Consider the following 22,100-nt stretch of genomic DNA (forward strand, 5'->3'; position numbering starts at 1 on the left):
GGCCCGACTTGTGACGGGGACCCGCCCGGACCGCACCACCCACGCAACGCAACTCCGCCCAACGCAACAGGCGTGCCATCAACCCACGCACGGCGGAGGCCCCCAGATCAGATTGGCGGGGGTCTGGGGGCAGCGCCCCCAGGAAAGGTGACCACCCTCAAACTCGCGCCCTAAGGCAACCGATGCCGAGACCCCACCGGCACCACCAGCGGCGTCCCAGAAACCGGATCCTCCACAACCCGAGCATCCAGCCCAAACACATCCAGCAACATCGACTCAGTCAGCACCTCCCCAGGCACCCCCTGAGCCACAATCCGCCCATCCCTCATAGCAACGATGTTGTCCGCATACCGAGCCGCCAGGTTCAGGTCGTGCAACACCATGATGATCGTCCGCCCCATGGACACATGCAGCTCCTGCACCAGATCCAGCACATCAATCTGGTGAGCAAGGTCCAAATAGGTAGTCGGCTCATCCAACAACAACAGGTCAGTCCCCTGAGCCAACGCCATGGAAATCCAAGCCCGCTGCCGCTGCCCCCCAGACAGCTCATCCACCGTCCGCTCGGCCAGGTCAGAAATCCCGGTCATCGCCAACGCAGCCTCAACCGCCTCGGCATCATCCGACGACCACTGCCGATACCAGGCCTGATGCGGATGCCTCCCCCGAGCAACCAGATCCGCCACAGTCAGCCCCTCAGGCGCCGACGGAGCCTGCGGCAACATCCCCAACACCCGAGCCACATCCCGGGTGGCCATCCGGTCGATCGCCTTGCCGTCCAGCAACACAGCACCGGACCGGACAGGCAACAACCGCCCAAGCGCCTTCAACAAGGTCGACTTCCCACACCCGTTGGGCCCGATCACCGCCGTGACGGTCCCAGCAAGGATCGACAGATCCAACGTGTCGACAACCAGCCGATCCCCGTACCCGACGCACAACGACGAAGCCTCAAGCCGCACGCCCGGACTCACACCCGCGCTCACACCCGCGCTCATACCCGCGCCTCCCGACGGCTCCGAACCAGCAGGAACATCAGATAGGGCGCCCCGAGCACCGCCGTGACCACACCCACCGGCAACTCAGTGCGATAAACAGTCCGCGCCACCAGATCCGACAACATCACCAGCACCCCACCCACCACCACAGACCCGAACAACGGCGGCTGAGCAGTCCCGGCCAACCGCAACGCGATCTGCGGCGTGGCCAGCGCGACGAACGCGATCGGCCCAGCCGCAGCGGTGGCCACCGAGGCCAACACGATCGCCACGAGAATCAGAAACGACCTCGCGACGTTCACCCGCACACCGAGCCCGCGCGAAGTCTGGTCGTCGAACTGCAGCGCCCCCAGCACATGACCACCGATCAACGCCACGGGAACCAGCACGCCCAGCGCCAACGCCACCGGCACGACGTGCTCCCAGCCGCGCCCGTTCAGGGACCCGGTGATCCACACCATCGCCCGCCCGGCGTCCAGCACGTCGCCGACGGTCAGCAGGTAGTGCGTGAAGTTGCCGGCCACGGCAGTGATGCCGATGCCGACCAGCACCATCCGGAAGCCCTCGATGCCCTGCCGCCACGCCAGCGCGTAGACCAGCAGGCCCGCGAACAATCCGCCGGCCAGACCGGCCAGCGGCACCCCGATCGACGCCGCGCTGCCGGTCACCACGCCCAGCGAACCGGAGAAGGTGATCACGGAGACCGCGCCGGCGCCGGCTCCCCAGGTCACGCCCAGGATGTCCGGTGAGGCCAGCGGGTTGCGCACGATCGCCTGGAAGATCGCGCCGGACAGACCGAGCGCGCCGCCGACGAGCAGGCCCGTCAACGCGCGCGGCATCCGCAGTTCCATCACCACGAACTGGTCGCGCCGGGTGCCGCCGCCGAACAGCGTGTCGACGACCTGCGACACGGTCAGCGGGAAGTCGCCGATCATGATGTCGACGACGAACAGGGCCGCCAGCACCACCAGTGCCGCCGCCACCACCAGCAGCGGCCGGCGACGCAGCTTGAACGAGGTGGCGCCCAGCCGCAGAGCGGGCGCCACGGGCCTGGACCTGGTCGCCGTCAAATCTTCACCAGCCTCTTGCGCCGCACCAGATAGATGAAGAACGGTGCGCCGATCAGCGCCAGCATCACGCCGACCTCCACTTCGGACGGACGGGCGACCACCCTGCCGACGATGTCGGCGAACAGGATGAGGATCGCTCCGAGCAGTGCCGAGTACGGCAGGATCCAGCGGTAGTCCGGCCCGGTGAACGCACGGGCGATGTGGGGCACGACGAGCCCGAGGAACCCGATCGGCCCGCACGCGGCCACGGCCCCGCCCACCAGCAGCGTGATGGCGAAGATGCCCAGCGACCGCGTCCTGCTGACGTTGACGCCCAGCGACTTGGCCACGTCCTCGCCCAGCGACATGGCGTTGAGGCCCGGCGCGTTGAACGCCGCCACCACCAGGCCGACGAGGAGGAACGGCAACACCTGCGTCAGCACCGTCATGTCGCGGCCCGCGATGCCGCCGACCTGCCAGAACCGGAACGCGTCGAGCGACTGCTGGTCGAGCAGCACGATCGCGGACACCAGGCCGTTCATCAGCGCGGAGACCGCGGCACCGGCCAGCGCCAGCGTCACCGGCGACGGCCCTCCTCGCCCGGCAGACCCGAGCAGGAACACCACGACGCTCGCGATCATCGCGCCGGCGAAGGCGAACCAGATGTAGCCGACCAGCGAGTTGACCCCGAGCAGGAAGATCGACAGCACCACGGCCAGCGCGGCGCCGTGCGTGACGCCGAGGATGCCGGGGTCTGCCAGCGGATTGCGCGTGTGGCCCTGCATCAGCGCGCCACCGACACCGAGTGCGATGCCCACGGCGATGCCGATCAACGTCCGCGGGACCCGCAGCTCGCGGATCACCACGTCGTCCTCGACACCGGTCGGCGTGAAGAGACCGTGCCAGACCCCGGACAGCGGGATCTCCTTGGAGCCGATCGCGATGCTCGCCAGACACACGGCGACCAGCACGAGCAGCAGGAAGAGCAGGCCCAGCGACTTACGACCCAAGGCCCACCCCTCCTAGCGGCAGCTGAAGACAGGCAAGCCTAACCGAAGTACCGCTGGTCACCGGCGCGCAGGCGCGCGGTCCTGGTCACAACCGGCACAGGAAGAAGGGGGGCAAGAAGATCGGAACGCAATATTTAGGCGAACACGTTGTTGGATCAACCAAATCTCGTTTGGACCGACCATCGTCACCCAGTGAGTAGTTGATCAGTCACTCAAATAGCACGAAGGGGTTCCGGGACGATTCCCGGAACCCCTTCGTGTTTTACCGAATTTCAGCCCTGCTGGTGGTAGGCGTCGAGCACCTCGGCCGGGATCCGGCCGCGGTCCGACACCTTCATGCCCTGCTTGCGGGCCCACTCGCGAATGGCCTGGTTCTGCTCACGATCCGCAGATGCGGGGCGCGCCTTCACACCCGCCGGGCGACCAGGGCCAATGCGCTTGCGACCACCCGCGCGACGAGCACCACCGACGAAGTCGGCAAGAGCGTCCCGCAGTTTGCCTGCATTGCCCGAGGAAAGGTCGATCGTGTAGCTGACACCATCCAGCCCGAACTCGACGGTCTCCTCCGCAGTGGAACCGTCCAGATCGTCGACGAGGGTCACCGTGACCTTCTGCGCCATGCGTATCCTCCAGGACCCCGAATGCGCGGTCACCCGCGTCGCCAACTAAAGCCTCTTGCGAGGCAGGTTAGCGCACGGGTGCCGCATTGCACCTATCGACATCCGGAAAGTTACTCATTCAGGGCGAACGAGCGGGAACAAGATGGTCTCCCGGATACCCAGACCGGTGAGGGCCATCAGCAGCCGATCGATACCCATTCCGACGCCACCACTCGGTGGCATTCCGTACTCCAGTGATCGCAGAAAGTCTTCGTCGATCGGCATCGCCTCGACGTCACCGGCGGCGCCAAGACGCGCCTGTGCTTCCAGGCGTTCCCGCTCGATCACCGGATCCACCAGTTCGGAGTAACCGGTTCCGAGTTCGAATCCGCGGACGTACAGATCCCACTTTTCGGCGACACCCGGCTTGCTGCGGTGCTGCCTGGTGAGCGGCGACGTCTCGATCGGGTAGTCGCGCACGAACGTCGGGGCGTACAGCGAGTCGCACACCAGGTGCTCCCACAGCTCCTCGACCAGCTTGCCGTGCCCGAACTTCGGGTTCACCTCGAGTTCGTGCCGGTCGCAAAGCTTGCGCAGCGCCTCGGCAGGCGTCTCGGGGGTGATTTCCTCACCAACAGCTTCGGACAACGACTCGTAGATGCTCAGCGTCGTCCATTCACCCGACAGGTCGTACTCGCTGCCGTCCGCCAACGTGACGATCTGTGAACCGGTCACCGCTTCAGCGGCTTCCTGGATCAGCTCTCGCGTGAGTACGGCGTTCGAGTCGTACGTCGCGTACGCCTCGTAGTACTCCAGCATCGAAAACTCGGGCGAATGCGACGAGTCGACGCCCTCGTTGCGGAAGTTGCGGTTGATCTCGAAGACCTTCTCGATCCCACCGACCACGCAGCGCTTCAAGTACAGCTCCGGCGCGATGCGGAGGTACAGATCGATGTCGAGCGCGTTCGAGTGCGTGATGAACGGACGCGCGGACGCACCACCCTGCAGCGTCTGCAACATCGGCGTCTCGACTTCGAGGAATCCACGCCGGTGGAACGAGTCGCGCAGAGAACGAACGACGTTCGCACGGGTCCGAACAGTGTCCCGCGCCATCGGCCGCAGGATCAGGTCGACGTATCGCTGACGAATACGGGTTTCCTCGCCGAGTTCCTTGTGCGCGACCGGCAACGGGCGCAGCGACTTCGACGTCAGCTGCCATGCGTCCGCCATCACGGAAAGTTCACCGCGGCGCGAGCTGATGACCTCGCCGTGCAGGAAAACGTGGTCACCGAGATCCACATCGGTCTTCCACTCGGAAAGTGCTTCTTCACCGACACCGGCGAGGCTCAGCATCGCCTGCAGTTCGGTGCCGTCGCCTTCGCGCAACGTCGCGAAGCACAGCTTTCCGGTGTTGCGCATGAACATCACCCGGCCGGTGATGCCGACGATCTGCCCGGTCTGCGTGTCGGGTTCGAGTTCGGGATGCGCTTCACGAATCTCGCGCAACGTGTGCGTACGCGCGACTTCGACGGGATACGGCTCCTTACCGGAAGCGAGCAGCCGCGCACGCTTCTCCCGGCGCACGCGCATCTGCTCGGGCAGGTCTTCTTCGCTGGTCACGAGGTTTTGCTTCGGCTGCTCACTCACGCAGAGAAGGGTACGGAAGCCCGTGGAGTCAAAGCGAACCGGATACCCGTTTCACGAGGTGGCCACCGATGCCGAGCTCGCCGAGGAAGTCGCGAGCGATGACGATCTCGGCCGTGGTGCAGTCGACCAGCACCTTCATCTCGGCGTCGCGCTTCACCACGTCCGCCGTCAGCAGGACACCCGCGACCCCCGCTTCCGGCGCCGATCCGACGAACACGTCGATGCCGTCACCGTCGCCGCTGGTCGTACCCGCCAGGTAGCCGTAGTCGAGCGGGTAGATCACCTCGGGGATGCGCGGGTGGGGCTTGCCCTTCGGCCGGTCGATCACGATCTCGCCCTCGGCGACGAGCTGGTCGAGTGCGGCGAAGAACCTCGCCGAGCCGGGATGTGCCATGTGATCAGTTTTCCTGTGCGCGTGACCAGGTGGGCAACGGCTCGGACACACGTGGGGCCCTAGCAGACCATTTGGGACAAGACAACGGGCGACGAACTAAGTTGGACGGATGGATCTACACGCGAGGCGAGCGGACTCGTTCGGCGCGCAGGCCGAGGCCTACGCCGAACACCGGCCTGACTATCCCGTGGCGGCGATCCGGTGGGCGCTGGAGCCTCTGGGCACGAGCGAGCGGTTAGACGTGCTCGACCTCGCCGCCGGCACTGGCAAGCTGACCGCGGGCCTGGTCGCGGAGGGGCACCGCGTGACAGCCGTGGAGCCCAACGAGCAGATGTTGTCCGAGTTGGTGCGGCGCGTTCACGACGTGCGTGCGCTGCCGGGTCACGCCGAACACATCCCGGTTCCTGACCACACGGTCGACGCCGTGTTCGTCGGCACGGCTTTCCACTGGTTCGACCAGGAGAAGGCGCTGCCGGAGATCGCCCGCGTGCTGCGGCCCGGCGGCGTGCTGGCGGCCTTGTGGATCGAGCCCGACCCCGACGTCGAGTGGTACGCCGAGTTCGAGCAGGTGTCGTCGAGCAGCGTCGAGTCGCAGCGGCACGACCCGGTGGACTTCATGGCGCACCCGTCGTTCACGCGGGCGGAGCGCGGCACGTTCCCGCACGCACTGCGCAGGGACTCGCCGGAAGCGCTCGTCGACACGACCAACACCTACTCGCGCATGCTCGTCATCGACGAACAGGAGCGGGCCGCGATCAACGACAAGATGCTCGCGTTCCTCCGCAGCCGCCCGGAGACGTCGAACGGGCCGTTCGACGTCTCTCTGCGCTCGGAGGTCTACCGAATGGTTCGGGTGAGCGACTAACGCGTCGCCATGTTGCGCTCGAACACGAGCCGCAACCCCAGCAGGGTCAGGTCGGGCACGTGGTGCGCGATCGTCGAGGACTCCGACACGACCAGTGGAGCGAGGCCGCCCGTGGCAATCACCGTCACGGGGCCGGGATCGGTCTGCTGGAGCTCTTCCGTGATCCTGCGCGCGAGACCGTCCACCTGGCCGACGAACCCGTAGACGATGCCGGACTGCAGGCACTCCACGGTGTTCTTGCCGATCACGTTGCGCGGCCGGACCAGCTCGACCTTGCGCAGCTGGGCGGCACGGGCGGCCAGCGCGTCGACGGAGATCTCGATGCCGGGTGCCAGCGCGCCACCGAGGAACTCGCCGCGCGACGAGATCACGTCGAGGTTCGTCGACGTGCCGAAGTCGACCACGACGCACGAGGTCGAGTAGAGGTGGTGCGCGGCCAGCGTGTTGATCACGCGGTCCGAGCCCACCTCCTTCGGGTTGTCCACGAGCAGCGGCACGCCGGTCTTGATGCCCGGCTCGACCAGGATCTTCGGCACGGCGTCGTAGTAGCGGCCGAGCATCACCCGCAGCTCGCGCAGCACCGCGGGCACGGTGGACAGCGCGGAGATGCCGGTGATCTTGTCGGCGTACTCGCCGAGCAGGCCGCGCATGGTCAGCGCGAGCTCGTCGGCGGTCATCCTGGCGTCGGTGCGCATCCGCCAGTCGCGCACGAGCGGGGCCGAGTCGCCGACCCCGTCGTACAGACCGAGCACGATGTTGGTGTTGCCGACGTCGATGGCGAGCAGCACGTTGCGTTTCCTTAGTTCTCGGCCTGGATCAACGCGTCCAGCGCTGTCGCTTCAACGGTCTCAGAAGAAGGTGCGCTCGTGGAGCCGTTCACCAGACCGGACCCCTCCGGGGCGTGCGCGGGATCCGCGCCGAGGTCGACGACCTTGTTGTCGGCGTCCACGAACACGACGCGGGGCCGGTAGGTGCGCGACTCGGCGTCGTCCATCTGCCCGTACGCGATCAGGATCACGATGTCGCCGGGGTGCACGAGGTGCGCCGCCGCGCCGTTGATGCCCAGCACGCCGGTGCCGCGCTCGCCGGGGATGACGTAGGTCTCCAGGCGCGCGCCGTTGGTGACGTCGACGATGGCGACCTGCTCGCCGGCCAGCAGGTCGGCGGCCTCCATCAGGTCCTCGTCCACCGTCACCGAACCGACGTAGTGCAGGTCGGCCTGCGTCACGGTGGCGCGGTGGATCTTGGACTTCAGCATCGTGCGGAACATGTCATCCCCCTACTCGTCGCCTTCACCGAGCAACACCGCGATGTTGTCGATCAGGCGGGTGGAACCGACGCGGGCGGCCACGAGCAGCCGGGCGTCGCCGTTCTCCGGCGCGGGACCGAGGTCGACCCCGCGCAGCTCCAGGTAGTCCAGCTCGATCTCGGGCGTCTGGGCCAGCACGTCGTGCGCGGCCTTGAGCACCGCGTCGGCACCCTGCGACGAGACGTGCGCGCCGGCCGTGAGCGCGGCCGACAACGTGATGGCCTGGTGACGCTGCTCCGCGCTCAGGTAGGCGTTGCGCGACGACAGCGCCAGACCGTCGTGCTCGCGGACGGTCGGCACGCCGACGACGTCGAGCGGGAAGTTCAGGTCGCGCGCCATCTTGTGAATGAGCTGCAGCTGTTGGTAGTCCTTCTGCCCGAACACCGCATACGTGGGCTGCACGATGTTGAACAGCTTCGACACGACCGTGAGCACGCCGCCGAAGTGACCGGGGCGGGAGGCGCCCTCCAGCTCGTCGCCCAGCGGGCCGGGGTTGACCGTGACCTGCGCGCCGGCGGGGTACATGTCCTCGACGGACGGCGCGAAGACGATGCCCACGCGCTCATCGCGGCAGATGTCCACATCGGACTCGAACTGACGCGGGTACTTCGCGAGATCCTCGTTCGGCCCGAACTGCAACGGGTTCACGAAGATCGACACGACGACCACCGTGTTCTGCATGACCTGGGCTTCGCGGATCAGCTGCCGGTGGCCCGCGTGCAGAGCGCCCATCGTGGGCACCAGCGCGACGTTGCGACCGGCGTTGCGCAGCGCCCTGATCACCCGGTTCAGGCGGACGGGGTCGCGGTGCACCGTGACGTCGTCCGGGCGGTAGTCGTCCTTGGTGAGTGGCTTGGTCACGTCAGTCCTCGAGAGTGGTGCGAACGTCGTTGGCCGTGTCGGGCTTGAGCAGCCCGGAGCGTTCGGCCCGCTCGGCGGTGCGGCGGGCGAGCACGCGATAGCTGGGCAGGGTGTCAGGTGCCTGCTCGGCGAGCACGTCGAGATGCTTGCGCAAGGTACCCGTGTCGCCGCGGGCGACCGGACCGGTGAGGGCGCGGTCACCGTGGCGCAGCGAGTTGTCGAGCGCGGCGGAGAGCAACGGGCCGAGCAACCGCTCGGCGTTGGCGACACCGGCGTTGGTGAGCAGGTCGGCGGCGTCGCGGACCAGCGTGATCAGGTGGTTCGCGCCGTGGGCCAGTGCCGCGTGATAGAGCGGGCGGACGGCCTCGGGAACTCGGACCGGTTCGGCGTCCATCTCCACCACCAGCGCCTCGCCGACGCTCCAGGCCACCTCGTCGCCGTCCGCGGCCGTCACCCCGACGCACGCGGCGCTCATCCGCAGCAGGTCCTCCGCGCGGCCGGTGAACGTCATGACGGGGTGCAGCGCGAGCGTGAGCGCACCGAGCTGAGCCGCAGGTTCGAGGACTTCGACGCCCTGCGCGCCACTCGTGTGCACGATGATCTGGCCCGCCCGCAGCGAATCGGTGGCGATGAGGCCCCTCACCAGGCCGGGGAGCTCGTCGTCCGGCACGGCCAGCAGCACCAGGTCAGCGCGTTGGGCGACCTCGGTGGGGTCTTCGATCGGGACGCCGGGCAACAGCTCTTCCGCGCGGTTGCGGGACGCCTGGGAGACGGCGGTCACGCCGACCACCACGTGGCCCGTCCTGGCCAGCGCGGCGCCGAGCACCGAACCGACCCTGCCTGCCGAGATGACACCGACGGCGAGCCTGGCCGGACGTGGGGTCGCGTCCATGCGACTAACTCCTTCAGACGTTCCAGTCCCTAGTGCGGGTACCAGACGACGTCGCCGAGGGTAATCCCGCTCTTCTTGGCTTGTACCTGGTCGGTGACCGGACTCACCGGCGAGCGGCGGCCCTGGCGGCGTGCAGGGTGTCGAGCAGCACGCCGTGCCGGTGCTCGGCGCTCTGGCCCGCCGTTCCCTGTTCGATGCGGTGCCGCAGGAAGGCGAGTTCGGTGACCGCAATCTGGTAGGTCCGCACGGACTTGACCGCCGCGTCACCGGACTTCCGCTTGACCGCCCTGAGCCAGTTCTTGCGGCCGTTGAGGCTGGCCAGCAGGGCCACCTCGCTGTTGGCGATCCACCTGTTCTGCGCCATCGCGGCGAGTTGTCCCGCGACGATCCGCTGCTCCCTGCGCCGCTGCCAGACGACGATCGCGACCGCGCCGGCGAACACCGGCACCATGATCAGGAAGTACAGGTTGATGAAGTCCGAGCCGGTGCCGACCGTGGTCGAGAAGTTCCACAGCGAGTGCAGACCCACCGCGGTGAGGTACCCGAGGATCGGCGAGACGATCCGAGTCGTCGCGTTGCTGGTGGTGGCCGCGATGCCGACCCCGATGCCGGTCATGGCCGTGAACAACGGGTGCGCGAACGGCGACAGCACCCCGCGCAGCACGAACAACGCGATCACGCCGCCACCCATGCCACCGAGCCCGTCCTGCAGGAAGACCCGGCCGAAGTACCAGATGTTCTCGGTGAACGCGAAGCCCGCGGCCGTGATGCCCGCGTAGACCATGCCGTCCACCACGCCGTCGAACTCGTGCCTGCGCCGCACGAACACCGCGATGAGGAACGCCGCCTTGGTGGCCTCCTCGACGATCGGCGCCCCGATCACCGCCGTGAACGTCGTGCCGTCGTTGTAGAGCAGATCGCCGAGCACCCGGCTGGTCTGGTTGAACGCGAGCGAACTGATCGTGGCGCCGCAGGAGCCCCACACGAACGCGAAGAGCAGCATCTTCGCCGGTTCCGGCTCCCACCGGTCGATCCACAGGAACGCGGTCACCACGAACGCGACGGGAATCAACGCGGCGGCGGCACCCACCAGCAACGGCTCGATGCCGATGCTCGACGTGCCCAGTGCGAACAGCACCAGCCCCGCCGCGGCGAGCGCGATCAGCGCCACGACCGGGAACAGGACGGTCCAGCGGCGTTGCTCGATGCGCTTCTTCGTCGGCGTCGGCGTGAGGTCGGCGTCGGTCACGGGAAATGACCTTAGATGCACACTTGTCCGGTGTTCGACTGGGAAGCCGCTTGGCACGCCGCTCTGTACGGCCCTGGAGGCTTCTTCGCGCGCGGCGAGAAGCCGTCATCGCACTTCCGGACCTCGCCGCTGGTCGGCCCGGAGCTGGCCTCGGCGCTCGTCGTGCTGCTCGAACGCGTGGACGCCGCGCTGGGATTTCCCCCGGTCGTGGACTTCGTGGACGTCGGCGCCGGGGGCGGTGAGCTGGCCTTCGCGGTTCGTTCGCAGGCTCGCGGGTCGCTGGCCGAGCGGTTGCGGGTGACGGCGGTCGAGCTCGGCCCTCCCGTGTCGCTGCCCGGGGTCCGGTGGACCACGTCGGTGCCGTCCTGCGTCGGGTTGCTGGTCGGGCACGAGTGGCTCGACTCGATCCCCTGCCCGGTGGTGACCGGACCTTCCGCGGATCCGTGGATCACCCGGTGGTGGCCGTCTTTGGGTGACGGGGAGCAGGCCGAGGTGGGGGCGTCCCGGGATGCTGCCTGGGCCGCTGCGGTTTCCTCGGTTCGCGGGGCGGCTCTGGCGATCGACTACGGGCACTTGGTGTCGTCGCGGCGGTTCACCCTGACCGGGTATCGGGACGGGCGTCAGGTGCCGCCGGTGTTCGACGGGTCCTGTGACATCACCGCGCACGTCGCCCTGGACGCCTGCGCCGCGGCGGCCGGCGGGGACCGGGTTCTGGTGTCGCAGCGGGATGCGCTGGCCGCGCTGGGGCTGACCGGGTCCGTATCCGGTTCCGGGTGGGAGTGGCTGGAGTCGGCCGCACGCGCCGGGCGGATCGCTGAGCTGCGGGATCCTGCCGGGCTGGGGGCGTTCGGCTGGCTGCTGCACGGGAACGGGGTGGCGGTAGCGGACCTGCTGCCCGCGCTGCCGCCCTGGCGTCCGATTCCCGCCAGCTTTTCGCAGGCCTGACGACGATCGTTCTCGGTATGCGAATCCACAACGTCCTGCCAGCCGCTGCTCTGTCCGACGCCGGCCGCGAGTACCGCGCCTCCGAGCCCGACGTGCCGTTGCGGTGCTGCCTGCGGAAGTCGCTACCGGACGAGCCGGTGTGGCTGTTCCGCTACTCGCCTTCGAACGGCAAGGGCCCCTACGCCGAGGTCGGGCCGATCTTCACGCACGTGGACTGCCCCGACTCGCCTTCGCTTGACCGCCTCCCCGCCGAATTGTTGAACAATCCCCGGATCCTTCGCTCTTACAACGCCGCCGGCCAGATCCACGACGGCGAGGTGGTCGAGCCGGGATCCTTCGACCGGGTGATCGAAGGACTGTTCAACGACCCTGCGATCGAGTCGGTCCAGGTCCGCAGCTTGTCGCACGGGTGCTTCTTCTTCGGCGTCACGAGGGCGTGAAACCATGCTCCGGTGAGCGAGCAGATCACCGTCGGCGTCGGCGCAGGCGCCCGCTACCTGGGCGTCGACCGCGTGATCGACCTGGGCCCACTCCACCCGTCGGCCCACGGCGCCTACCGCCTGCGCCTCACCGTCACGCCGGACCTGATGATCACCGCCGCCGAGCCGCTCGTCGGACATCTGCACCGCGGCGCCGAGAAGCTCTTCGAGGTTCGCGACTACCGGCAAGTCCTGACGCTCGCCAACCGGCACGACTGGCTTTCCGCGTTCTGCAACGAGTTGGCGGTCGCACTGGCCGTTGAACGCATGACGGGCATGGACGTGCCGGCCCGTGCGCAGTGGTTGCGTGCGTTGCTGTGCGAGCTCAACCGGCTGATGGCGCACATGGTCTTCCTGACTCCGTTGTGCCCCAACGCCGCCGTACACCGCGAGGGTGTGCAGGCGCTGATGGAAGAGGCCTCCGGCGGGCGCATCCACTTCATGTTCAACCGGATCGGCGGGCTGCGCGAAGACGTCCCCGCCGGCTGGGCCACGAGGGTCGCCGGCTTCCTGTCCACTGTGGACCCCGCGCAACTCGAGATCGACTTCGGGAAGCTCGAGGGGCTCGGGGTTCTCCGGCACGACGACGCGCTGCAGTACGGCGTCACCGGGCCGATCGGGCGGGCCAGCGGGGTGGACTTCGATCTGCGGCGCGACGACCCGTTGCCCGCCTACCAGAAGCTGGACTTCACGCCTGTGGTGCGGACCGAGGGCGACGCCGCGGCGCGGGTGCGGTGCCTGGTGGACGAAGTGGGGCTGTCCAAGGCGTTGGCGCGGCAGTGTTTGGAACAGCTGCCGTCCGGACCGGTGAACGTCCGGCTGCCCAAGGCCATCAAGGCGCCAGAGGGTTCGGTCTACACGCGGGTCGAGGCGCCGCTGGGCACCTCGGGCGTGCACCTGTCGTCACGCGGCGAGAAGACACCGTGGCGGTTGAAGCTGCGCACGCCGTCGTTCAACAACGTTCAGGCGCTGTCCGCGCTGCTGCCCGGCACGAAGGTGGACGACCTGCCCGCCGTGCTGAGCTCGTTCGCCGTCATCGTCGGCGACATCGACAAGTAGGCGGACCCGCCGCCCCGCCAGCTAGTCGTCGCGGCGGCGACGGCGGCGCGGTGCGTCGCCCCCGCCGAGAGACGCCAGCAGCTCGCTCACGGACTTGCCGTCCGCGTGGGCACCAGAAGGGTCTTCCGGCGCTGCACGGCGGCCGGTCGAGACCGCGGGCAGGCGCGTGGACGAGTCCTCTGCTATCCGGCGGCCGGAGACCGGCGGCTCGTCCGCCGCGGTTCGGCGACCGGTCGGCACCACCGGCAGGCGGGCCGACGACTGCTCGGCGGCGCGGCGGCCCGAGGGCGGCAGCGACACCAGTGAGTCCTCGGGTGCGTCGTCCGCCCGGCGGCGGCCGCGGGAGGTCGAGGTGGCCGACGAACTCGGCGCAGGTTCACCGGCGCCCGGCTTCAGGGTCTCCCAGGAGCCGCTGTCCTGCACCGGAGCCGGAGTCGGGCGGTCGTCGGCACGGCGGCGGCCGGTGTTCGACGGCTGCGCGCGTGATTCCAGGACGGCCGGGTTGATCATCTCGGTGCGGTCGGCGACGCGCGGACGTGGTTCCGGCTTGCGGGTCTCCACGGCCTTGGCGATGGCGGCGGGTGCCTTCGGCGGCTCCTGCGGGCGCGACAACGCCTCGGTGCGGGCCGGCGGCTTGGGCTGGGACGGCGGCTGGGGGCGCGGCACTCGCTCGGTCCGGTGCACCTGTGCCTGCACGGGCTGCGGCTGCACCGGCTGGGCCTTGACGGTGTGCGGCTGGGCGACCTGCGGCGGGGACACGCCGAGCCGGGCGGACACGCTGGCGGCCGCGGGACGGGGCTGCGGGCGGACCGGTTCCTGCTTCGCTGCCTTCACCGGCTCGCGGCGCACGACGGCCGGCTGGGGACGGGGCGAGTTCCTGGTCGGCTCCGGACGCGTGGGCTCCGGCCGGGCCTGCTCACGGCGCGGCGGCTGCACCTTCGCGTCGTGGGCGACGCGCTCGATCAGTTCGGTGCGCTCGGACGGCTTCTCCATCGACGACGACATCGACGAGATCGACGAGATCGACGAGATCGACGACGTGATCGCCGGCTTGGCGTTGATGACGCGGTTGTCCGGCAACGCGGCGAGGCGGGCGGCGGCCTCGGAACCCAGGGAGCGCAGGCGGGTGGACTCCGCGCGCAGGGCCACCCGTTCGACCAGCACGTCACCACCCAGCAGGGCTTCGAGGTTGTCCCTCAACGATTTGAGGTCCGCGCGCAGGGAGTCGATGTCCGCGCGCGATTCCGCCTCGATGCGCTTGCGGGTCTCGGACTCGATCTCGAGCTCGTACTCGCGGCGGGCGGCCACTTCGCGCTCGAGTTCCAGTTCGTAGACGGACTGGAGGTCGGCCACCTCGTCGTCGCGCTCAGTGACCTGTTTGCGGTACCTGGCGGCGAGGAAAGCGCCCACCAGCGCCGCCCACAGCGCGGCCACCACGGCCAGGCGCAGCATGCGGGCGCTGTCGCTCGCAACGAGCACCGCCGCGGCCACCAGGGCGAGCGCCAATGCCGCTACTAAGAGCAACCGCCCGGAGCCACGACCGTGATCTTCCTGCTCGTCGTCGATCGACGCGCCTCGCCCGGTCATGCGCACTACGGTACCGCGCAGTTATGCGACTGAGACCTACGGCCGGGTATCTATTCGTTCCCGGAACTCTCCGTGGGCGTCTTGCAGCAGTGCTCCAGCCACAGCGCGGCGGCCGTCAGAACCACCGCGGAGATCATCCCGATCACGGCCGCCACCAGGTCGTTCGAGGCCGCGGGGAACGAGTCGCGCACCGGGATCGTGAAGATCAGCAACCCCGCCCAGGCGCCGAACATCAGCGCGCCCAAAACCGAGGAAGCCTTCGCCAGCGCCACCGCCCTGGCCGCGGTGAGCGGCTGCACCGGACGCGCTCCCGGACGGCGCTGGATCCGGGCCCGCAACGAGAACGCGAGCACAACCTCCACGACCGCGATCACCAAAAGCGTCGATCCGGCGAGCAGAGGCAACGGCGGCAACGTGTCGTACGAGAGTCGCAGCAGCAGATGAGCCAGCAGACCGCCGACGATCGCGACAGCCGCCAGATCACGGGGACGGGTGAACCTCACGAGTCCATCCAACCTGAATTCAGCACGAGATCGTCGCGCCGCCGCACACCTTCGGGTGAGAACGGCAGCGCGGAAACAGGTCCGTGGCCCGCGAGCACGGCGTCCGGCTCGACGTCGAGCCACGGGATGAGAACTGTTGCGCGCTCAAACGCCCCAGGATGCGGCAGAAGCAACTCGGGGTGGTCCGAGGTCACCCTGTCGACCGAAACCACGTCCACGTCCAACGTGCGCGGTCCCCAGCGCTTCTCCCGCACGCGTCCGGCGGCGTTCTCCAACTCCTGACCGCGCCGCAGCCAGCCCCACTCGTCGACGTCGTCCGCCGAGACGATCACGACGGCGTTGAGGAAGTCCGGCTGGTCCTCGACGCCCCAGGCGGCCGTTTCGTACACGGGCGACACCGCGACGACGTGCGGACGCAACCCGTCCACGACGGACCGCAGGAAGGCGAACCGGTCGCCGAGGTTCGAGCCGATCGAGAGGACAGCGCGGGTCAACGAGGTTCCTTGGGCAGCGGTGCGGCGAGCCGGCGCGACCGGCGGATCGTCACCGAGACGTCGTCGAACGTCAGCGGGATCGGCGCGGACGGCTTGTGCACCGTCACCTCGACCGCGTGCAGCCGGGTGTCGGTCATGGCCGCGTCGGCGATGCGCCCGGCCACCGTCTCGATGAGGTCGCACGGTTCGCCGCCGATGATCGCGGCGGCCATCTCGGCGAGCTCGCCGTAGTGGTAGGTCTCCTTGAGGTCGTCCGTCCGCGACGCCGAACTCAGGTCCAGCCAGAGCGTGACGTCGACGACGAACTCCTGGCCGTCGCGCTTCTCGTGCTCGAAAACGCCGTGGTTGCCGCGCACCCGCAGGCCCGTCAACGCGATCCGATCAGCCATGTCCCCGCCTCCACGCACCGGCGACGGCGACCGCGTCCAAAGTCCGGTCGACGTCGTGCACCCGCACTCCCCACGCTCCGTTGAACGCAGCCAGAGCAGACACCGCCGCGGTCGCGTCCTCCCTGCCGTCCGGTGGACGGTTGCCCAGCAGCGTGCCGAGGAAGCGTTTGCGCGACGCGCCCACCAGCACCGGGAAGCCCAGCTCGACCAGCTCGTCCAGGCGCTGCAACAGCTCCCAGTTGTGGTCGCCGAGCTTCGCGAAGCCCAGCCCGGGGTCGAGCACGATGGACGACTCCGCGACACCCGCGGCCATCGCCGTCTCGACGCGTTCCAGCAGCTCACTGCGCACGTCCGACACGACGTCGTCGTACTGCGCGAGAGAGTCCATCTCGGTGCTGTGGCCCCGCCAGTGCATCAGCACGTACGGCACGCCGGCGGCAGCCACCACGGCCGCCATCCCGGGATCCGCCAGACCGCCGGACACGTCGTTCACGATCGAGGCGCCCGCCTCCAGCGCGGCAGAGGCCACGGTGGCGCGCATGGTGTCGACGCTGACCGGCACACCCGCGGCGACCAGCTCGCGGATCACCGGCACGATCCGGGCGATCTCCTCGGCGGGGTCGACCCGCTCGGCACCGGGACGCGTGGACTCGCCGCCCACGTCGATCAGGTCGGCGCCGCGCCGGTGCATCTCCACGCCGTGCGCGACGGCGTCCTGCCGGTCGAGGTACCGGCCGCCGTCGGAGAACGAATCGGGCGTCACGTTCAGCACACCCATCACGACGCACCGGCCGGGCTTGGGCAAACCAGCGGAACCGGTCACCGACGGCCCCTGATGAGTTCGATGGCCTCCGCCCGCGACGAGGCGGAGGTGCGCAGCAGCCCGCGCACCGCGGAAGTCGTCGTGCGCGAACCGGGCTTGCGCACACCGCGCATGCCCATGCACAGGTGCTCGGCCTCGACGACGACGATCACGCCACGCGGTTCGAGCCTGCGCACCAACGCGTCCGCGACCTGCGAGGTCAGTCGTTCCTGCACCTGTGGACGCTTCGAGTAGAGGTCGACGAGCCTGGCGAGCTTCGACAGCCCCGTCACGCGGCCGGCCTCGTTCGGGATGTACCCGACGTGCGCGACACCGTGGAACGGCAGCAGGTGGTGCTCGCAGAAGCTGAACATCGGGATGTCCGTGAGGAGGACGAGTTCCTCGTGGCTCTCGTCGAACGTCTTCGCCAGCACGCTGTCCGCGTCCGTGTAGAGGCCCGCGAACAACTCCCGGTAAGCACGCGCCACTCGTGCGGGTGTCTCGCGGAGGCCTTCGCGCTCCGGATCCTCACCGCACGCGATCAGCAGCTCGCGGACCGCCGCCTCCGCGCGTGCCTGGTCGAAGACCCGCCGCGCGGAGACGCCGGCCTCCCCGTTGCGGGTGAGGCCGGCGTCCACGTCGAGCTGGTTGGGCTCGGTCACTGCCGCTCGTCCTGGTCAGGCTGCGGCTTCTTCGGCTCCCAGACGTTGTGCGGCTTGCCGCCGGGCACGGTCGCCGGGGTCCATCCGGGCGGGGCGCCGTAGTTCGGCGGACCCGACTGGTTGGCCGGCTGGCCGGGCTGGTGCACGCCGTTGGAACCGTTCGGCGAGGGCAGCTCCTCGGTCGGCTCCGCAGCAGCGGGCTCCGCCTGCTGCGACTCCTCGGGAGCGTCGTCGAGGGTGTCCTCGACGACCGGGGGCCACGGCTCGCCGCGTTCCTTGGCGAGCTCGCCAGGAGTCTTGATCGGCGGGATGTCGGACGGCGTGCGGTCACCGAACTCGTTGAACTGGGTGATCCGCGGCCGCTTCTCGACCCGCGCGAAGATCCGCTCCAGTTCCTTCTGGTGCAGGGTCTCCTTCTCGATCAGCTCGAGCGTGAGGTCGTCGAGGACGTCGCGGTAGGTGACGAGCACCTCGTACGCCTCGGTGTGCGCCGCCTCGATGAGCTTGCGCACCTCCTCGTCGATCTCGTGCGCGACCTCGAGCGAGTAGTCCGCCTGACGTCCCGCCGAGCGGCCGAGGAACGGCTCACCCTGCTCCTGCCCGTACTTGACCGCACCGAGCTTCGCGCTCATGCCGTACTCGGTGACCATCGCGCGGGCGATCTTGGTCGCCTGCTCGATGTCGTTGGACGCACCGGTCGTGGGCTCGTGGAAGACGAGCTCCTCGGCGGAACGGCCACCCAGTGCGAACACCAGTCGCGCGATCATCTCGGACCTGGTCATCAGGTCCTTGTCCTCTTCCGGCACCGAGAGGGTGTGACCACCCGTGCGGCCGCGGGCGAGGATCGTGACCTTGTAGACCGGGTCGATGTCCGGCATGGCCCACGCGGCCAGGGCGTGCCCTGCCTCGTGGTACGCGGTGATCTTCTTCTCCTTCTCGGAGATGATCCGGCTCTTGCGGGCCGGACCGCCGATCACGCGGTCCACCGACTCCTCGAGCGCGGCGCCGTCGATGACGTGGCCGTTGTGACGCGCGGTGAGCAGCGCGGCCTCGTTGATGACGTTCGCGAGGTCGGCGCCGGAGAACCCGACGGTGCGCTTCGCGAGGCCGTCGAGGTCCGCGTCCGCGGCCAGCGGCTTGCCCTTCGAGTGCACCCGGAGGATCTGCTTGCGGCCCTTCAGGTCCGGTGCGGACACCGGGATCTGCCGGTCGAAGCGGCCGGGACGCAGCAGCGCGGGGTCGAGGATGTCGGGACGGTTCGTCGCGGCGATCAGGATGATCCCGCCGCGCGAGTCGAAGCCGTCCATCTCGACGAGCAGCTGGTTCAGCGTCTGCTCGCGCTCGTCGTGACCGCCGCCGAGGCCGGCACCGCGGTGACGACCGACGGCGTCGATCTCGTCGACGAAGATGATGCACGGCGCGTTCTGCTTGGCCTGTTCGAACAGGTCACGCACACGCGAGGCACCGACACCGACGAACATCTCGACGAAGTCCGAACCGGAGATCGAGTAGAACGGCACGCCCGCCTCGCCGGCGACGGCTCGGGCGAGCAGCGTCTTACCGGTTCCCGGCGGGCCGTACAGGAGCACGCCCTTCGGGATCTTGGCGCCGAGCGCCTGGTAGCGGCCGGGGTTCTGGAGGAAGTCCTTGATCTCCTCGAGCTCCTCGACGGCTTCCTCGGCACCGGCGACGTCGGCGAACGTCGTCTTGGGCATGTCCTTGGACAGCTGCTTTGCCTTGGACTTGCCGAAGTTCAGGACGCGGTTGCCGCCGCCCTGAGCGTTGTTCATCATCCACATGAGCAGCAGCAACAACAGGCCGAGCGGCACGAGGTAGATCAAGATCTGCATCAGGATGGACTCCTGGCTGACCTTGGTCTCGACGGTCGGCTTGTTGCCGGCCTGGTCGAGGACGGTGAAGATCTCGTCCGTCGAGCTGGCCGGGAACTGCGTGATCAGGCGGTTGCTGCCCTCGAAGGTCGTGCCGTCGGTGAGGGTGAGTCGGAGACGCTGCTCCTTGTCCTCGATCGTGGCTTCCTTGACCTTGCCGTCCCGCACCTGTTGCAGGGCCTGGGAGGTCTTGACCTGGTGATAACCCCGTGAGTCGTCAAAGAGCACGGTGAAGACGAAGTAGAGCAGCAACACCGCAGCGATCCACAGCAGCGGGTTGCGAAGCAGGCGCTTGCGGTCCATGCACTTACGGCCGGCGGGCGGCCTCGACCCTCCCTGACTTGCGCGTCGGGCAGTGGAAGACCCACATACCGCGTCCGACCAGCCTACCGCTCGCCAGTCGGGTACTGAGCAACCAACGGGTGGGGGCGCCTCGCGGTTCCCGCGGGTGACTCCCACCACGCATGTTCACGCAGTTTGGTTCATCCGGAACAAATACGGCCGTCCAGACGAGTGACGCAGGTCACGCCATCTCATTACGTTTGGGGGTCACATCTATCCTCATGCATTCCCCCGAGTGTTCCCCCGCCACTCGAAAGAGTGAACACGTGACCGAAGGTAAGTAACTGTATGTCAGCACGTCACACGTCCCCCGGCTTGTTCCGGCGGGTCGCCCTCCCCGTGGGCGCCCTCCTCGGCGTGGTCGCGGCAGCAGGCGTCACAGTCGTGGCACTTCGTGTCACCAGCGGCGCCGACTGCTCCGGCGCACTTCCGTTGAAGGTCGCTGTCACCCCCGCCGCGTTGGACGTGGTGAACGCGGCGGCCCAGGACTACCAGCGGTCACAACCGGTCGTGAACGGCCGGTGCGTTCAGGTCCAGGTCGAGTCGCGCAACGCGGCCGACGTGGCGAACGAGCTCCCCACCGCGCAGATCAACCCCCACTCCCTCTGGATCCCCGACTCCTCGATGTGGGCCGCGGAAGCCCAGCGCCAGGCCGCGGAAACCGGCCCGGAGGCCCCGAAGCTCGACATCAAGCCCTCGCTGGCGACCAGCCCGCTGGTCATGGCGGGCTCCGAGTCCGCGATGTCCAAGATCGGCTTCCCGGTCTCGCCCGTCTCCTGGTCCAAGGTCGTCGACCCGAAGGTCCAGATCTCGATGAGCGACCCGACGATGACCTCCGAGGGTCTCGCCGCGCTGTTCGTGATCCGCACCTTGCTCGGCAACCCGGACGGAACGCCCAAGCCTGAACTGGTCGGCACCCTGCTGCGCGTGGGCCGCAGCGCCGTGCCGTCGGTCCGCGACTCGTACGGCAAGGTCACCACGGACGCGGAGAAGGCCCCGCTGTTCGCCGCGACCGAGCAGTCCGTCGTCGCGAACAACCGCTCGGTGAAGGACAACGCCGTCCTGGGCGCCCCGCCCAAGGAGGGCACGCTCTCGTTCGACTACCCGCTGGTCCGGGTCTCCCGCCCGAACGAGCCGGAAGGCATCGGCGAGGCGGCGGCCGAGTTCGAGCGGACCCTGCGCTCGGCGGACACCGTCAAGCGCTTCGGCGAGGCCGGCTTCCGCACCGTGCAGGGCGCCGCGCCCGCGAAGTGGTCGACCGACGTCGAGGGCGTGCAGGCCGGCGACGTGAAGCTGATCGAGACCCCGAACGCCGACCAGGTGTCCGAACTGCTGCGCACGTGGGGCGCCATCAGCCTCGACATGCGCATGCTGACTGTCATCGACGTCTCCGGCTCGATGATCGAGAAGTCCGGCAACGGCAAAACCCGTGTCGAGGCCGCCACGCAGGCGTCCATGACCGCCCTGTCGATGCTGCCGGACACCACAGCGATCGGTCTGTGGGCGTTCTCGACGGACAAGAAGCCGCCGAACGACTGGATCGAGCTCGTCCCGATAGGGCCTCTCGGCGAGCCGTTGGCGGGCGTGACGCGCCGCAAGCGCCTCGAAGCCGGCGCTTCGCAGCTACCAGGCCTGGTCGGTGGTGGCACGGCGTTGAACGACACGACGCTGGCGGCCTTCCGGCACGTGCTGTCGGGCTACGACCCGTCGAAGGTCAACTCCGTGGTGCTCATGACCGACGGGCGCAACGACGACATCTCGTCGATCGACACCAGCGCGCTGATCGAGACGCTGAAGCGCGAGGCCGACCCCGCCAGGCCGGTGCCGATCATCATGGTCGGGCTCGGGGACGAGGTCGACATGGAGGCGCTGCGGTCGATTTCCGCTGCTACCGGCGGCAAGGCGTACCAGGCGCCGAACCCGGAGGACATCCGCGCGGTGCTGCTGGACGCGGTGTCGCAGCGGCGGTGCCGTCCGAACTGCTGAGTCGCTTTTGACCGCTCAACGCCGGGCTTCCCTTCGGGGAGGCCCGGCGTTGTTGTTGGCGCCGCACACGGAGCGGCCCGAACGCGAAAC

At 68.7% G+C, this 22,100-nt stretch carries 23 protein-coding genes; 5 read left to right on the top strand and 18 right to left on the bottom strand.

The window, feature by feature from the left end; genetic code table 11:
* Positions 1–170: 170 nt before the first annotated feature.
* The 6 genes from ACWGE0_RS41585 to ACWGE0_RS41610 all read right to left on the bottom strand — a co-directional run bounded on the left by ACWGE0_RS41585 (position 171) and on the right by ACWGE0_RS41610 (position 5,697).
* Positions 171–998 carry an ABC transporter ATP-binding protein gene (locus ACWGE0_RS41585; RefSeq protein ID WP_452266386.1) on the bottom strand — a complete coding sequence of 276 codons (828 nt, stop codon included), beginning with the start codon at positions 996–998 and terminating at the stop codon, positions 171–173.
* Positions 995–2,044 carry a FecCD family ABC transporter permease gene (locus ACWGE0_RS41590; RefSeq protein WP_452266387.1) on the bottom strand — a complete coding sequence of 350 codons (1,050 nt, stop codon included), beginning with the start codon at positions 2,042–2,044 and terminating at the stop codon, positions 995–997. The genes ACWGE0_RS41585 and ACWGE0_RS41590 overlap by 4 nt, the downstream gene beginning before the upstream one ends.
* A 20-nt stretch (positions 2,045–2,064) precedes the next feature.
* Positions 2,065–3,057: a FecCD family ABC transporter permease gene (locus ACWGE0_RS41595; protein ID WP_452266388.1), complete on the bottom strand. Its 993-nt coding sequence runs from the start codon at positions 3,055–3,057 to the stop codon at positions 2,065–2,067.
* Positions 3,058–3,329: 272 nt separating this feature from the next.
* Positions 3,330–3,677, bottom strand: coding sequence for a histone-like nucleoid-structuring protein Lsr2 (locus ACWGE0_RS41600; RefSeq protein ID WP_394614301.1), 348 nt, complete (start codon positions 3,675–3,677; stop codon positions 3,330–3,332).
* A gap of 114 nt (positions 3,678–3,791) precedes the next feature.
* Positions 3,792–5,246: a lysine--tRNA ligase gene (lysS, locus tag ACWGE0_RS41605; protein WP_452266428.1), complete on the bottom strand. Its 1,455-nt coding sequence runs from the start codon at positions 5,244–5,246 to the stop codon at positions 3,792–3,794.
* A gap of 85 nt (positions 5,247–5,331) precedes the next feature.
* Positions 5,332–5,697: an inorganic diphosphatase gene (locus tag ACWGE0_RS41610; RefSeq protein WP_452266389.1), complete on the bottom strand. Its 366-nt coding sequence runs from the start codon at positions 5,695–5,697 to the stop codon at positions 5,332–5,334.
* Positions 5,698–5,806: 109 nt separating this feature from the next.
* Between ACWGE0_RS41610 and ACWGE0_RS41615 the strand changes: the two genes are divergently transcribed.
* Complete coding sequence (locus ACWGE0_RS41615) at positions 5,807–6,562, top strand: class I SAM-dependent methyltransferase (protein WP_452266390.1); 756 nt, start codon at positions 5,807–5,809, stop codon at positions 6,560–6,562.
* On the opposite strand, the gene ACWGE0_RS41620 is transcribed toward ACWGE0_RS41615, so the two are convergent.
* From ACWGE0_RS41620 to ACWGE0_RS41640, 5 genes are all read right to left on the bottom strand, one after another.
* The gene (locus tag ACWGE0_RS41620; RefSeq protein ID WP_452266391.1) at positions 6,559–7,350 is read right to left on the bottom strand and encodes a type III pantothenate kinase; all 792 of its coding nucleotides are present in this window, start codon (positions 7,348–7,350) and stop codon (positions 6,559–6,561) included. The genes ACWGE0_RS41615 and ACWGE0_RS41620 overlap by 4 nt on opposite strands.
* Before the next feature lie 11 nt (positions 7,351–7,361).
* A complete protein-coding gene (gene panD, locus ACWGE0_RS41625; protein WP_452266392.1) occupies positions 7,362–7,832 on the bottom strand; it encodes an aspartate 1-decarboxylase in 471 nt (156 codons plus the stop codon).
* Between the two features lie 9 nt (positions 7,833–7,841).
* Positions 7,842–8,732, bottom strand: coding sequence for a pantoate--beta-alanine ligase (panC, locus tag ACWGE0_RS41630; RefSeq protein WP_452266393.1), 891 nt, complete (start codon positions 8,730–8,732; stop codon positions 7,842–7,844).
* A gap of 1 nt (position 8,733) precedes the next feature.
* Positions 8,734–9,624: a Rossmann-like and DUF2520 domain-containing protein gene (locus ACWGE0_RS41635; RefSeq protein WP_452266394.1), complete on the bottom strand. Its 891-nt coding sequence runs from the start codon at positions 9,622–9,624 to the stop codon at positions 8,734–8,736.
* A 103-nt stretch (positions 9,625–9,727) separates the two neighbouring features.
* Positions 9,728–10,873: a PrsW family intramembrane metalloprotease gene (locus ACWGE0_RS41640; RefSeq protein ID WP_452266395.1), complete on the bottom strand. Its 1,146-nt coding sequence runs from the start codon at positions 10,871–10,873 to the stop codon at positions 9,728–9,730.
* A 30-nt stretch (positions 10,874–10,903) separates the two neighbouring features.
* On the opposite strand from ACWGE0_RS41640, the gene ACWGE0_RS41645 reads away from it, so the two are divergent.
* From ACWGE0_RS41645 to ACWGE0_RS41655, 3 genes are read left to right on the top strand one after another with little or no spacing between them, the layout of a single operon-like run.
* A complete protein-coding gene (locus ACWGE0_RS41645; protein ID WP_452266396.1) occupies positions 10,904–11,818 on the top strand; it encodes an SAM-dependent methyltransferase in 915 nt (304 codons plus the stop codon).
* A 17-nt stretch (positions 11,819–11,835) separates the two neighbouring features.
* Positions 11,836–12,258 carry a DUF1203 domain-containing protein gene (locus ACWGE0_RS41650; protein ID WP_452266397.1) on the top strand — a complete coding sequence of 141 codons (423 nt, stop codon included), beginning with the start codon at positions 11,836–11,838 and terminating at the stop codon, positions 12,256–12,258.
* Positions 12,259–12,270: 12 nt separating this feature from the next.
* Complete coding sequence (locus ACWGE0_RS41655) at positions 12,271–13,356, top strand: NADH-quinone oxidoreductase subunit D (protein WP_452266398.1); 1,086 nt, start codon at positions 12,271–12,273, stop codon at positions 13,354–13,356.
* A gap of 21 nt (positions 13,357–13,377) precedes the next feature.
* Here ACWGE0_RS41655 and ACWGE0_RS41660 read toward each other — a convergent pair whose 3' ends face one another.
* Genes ACWGE0_RS41660 through ftsH form a run of 7 tightly spaced genes read right to left on the bottom strand, consistent with a single transcriptional unit; the run spans position 13,378 to position 19,985 of the window.
* Positions 13,378–14,943 (bottom strand): DUF6779 domain-containing protein, encoded by a 1,566-nt coding sequence (locus tag ACWGE0_RS41660; protein WP_452266399.1) that lies wholly within the window; start codon positions 14,941–14,943, stop codon positions 13,378–13,380.
* A gap of 50 nt (positions 14,944–14,993) precedes the next feature.
* A complete protein-coding gene (locus tag ACWGE0_RS41665) occupies positions 14,994–15,446 on the bottom strand; it encodes a DUF3180 domain-containing protein (protein WP_452266400.1) in 453 nt (150 codons plus the stop codon).
* On the bottom strand, positions 15,443–15,940 hold the full coding sequence (gene folK / locus ACWGE0_RS41670; protein ID WP_452266401.1) for a 2-amino-4-hydroxy-6-hydroxymethyldihydropteridine diphosphokinase: 498 nt from the start codon (positions 15,938–15,940) through the stop codon (positions 15,443–15,445). The genes ACWGE0_RS41665 and folK overlap by 4 nt, the downstream gene beginning before the upstream one ends.
* Positions 15,937–16,329: a dihydroneopterin aldolase gene (gene folB, locus ACWGE0_RS41675; RefSeq protein ID WP_452266402.1), complete on the bottom strand. Its 393-nt coding sequence runs from the start codon at positions 16,327–16,329 to the stop codon at positions 15,937–15,939. Before folB ends, folK begins: the two co-directional genes overlap by 4 nt.
* Positions 16,322–17,107 (bottom strand): dihydropteroate synthase, encoded by a 786-nt coding sequence (gene folP, locus ACWGE0_RS41680; RefSeq protein WP_452266429.1) that lies wholly within the window; start codon positions 17,105–17,107, stop codon positions 16,322–16,324. Before folP ends, folB begins: the two co-directional genes overlap by 8 nt.
* A gap of 41 nt (positions 17,108–17,148) precedes the next feature.
* Entirely contained in the window at positions 17,149–17,793 is a 645-nt protein-coding gene (folE, locus tag ACWGE0_RS41685) for a GTP cyclohydrolase I FolE (RefSeq protein ID WP_452266403.1), read from the bottom strand.
* The gene (gene ftsH, locus ACWGE0_RS41690) at positions 17,790–19,985 is read right to left on the bottom strand and encodes an ATP-dependent zinc metalloprotease FtsH (RefSeq protein WP_452266404.1); all 2,196 of its coding nucleotides are present in this window, start codon (positions 19,983–19,985) and stop codon (positions 17,790–17,792) included. Before ftsH ends, folE begins: the two co-directional genes overlap by 4 nt.
* A 327-nt stretch (positions 19,986–20,312) precedes the next feature.
* Here ftsH and ACWGE0_RS41695 point away from each other — a divergent pair, with 327 nt between their 5' ends.
* Positions 20,313–22,010 (top strand): substrate-binding domain-containing protein, encoded by a 1,698-nt coding sequence (locus ACWGE0_RS41695; protein ID WP_452266405.1) that lies wholly within the window; start codon positions 20,313–20,315, stop codon positions 22,008–22,010.
* The last annotated feature ends 90 nt before the right edge of the window (positions 22,011–22,100 follow it).

The organism is Lentzea sp. NPDC054927 (assembly GCF_053610285.1).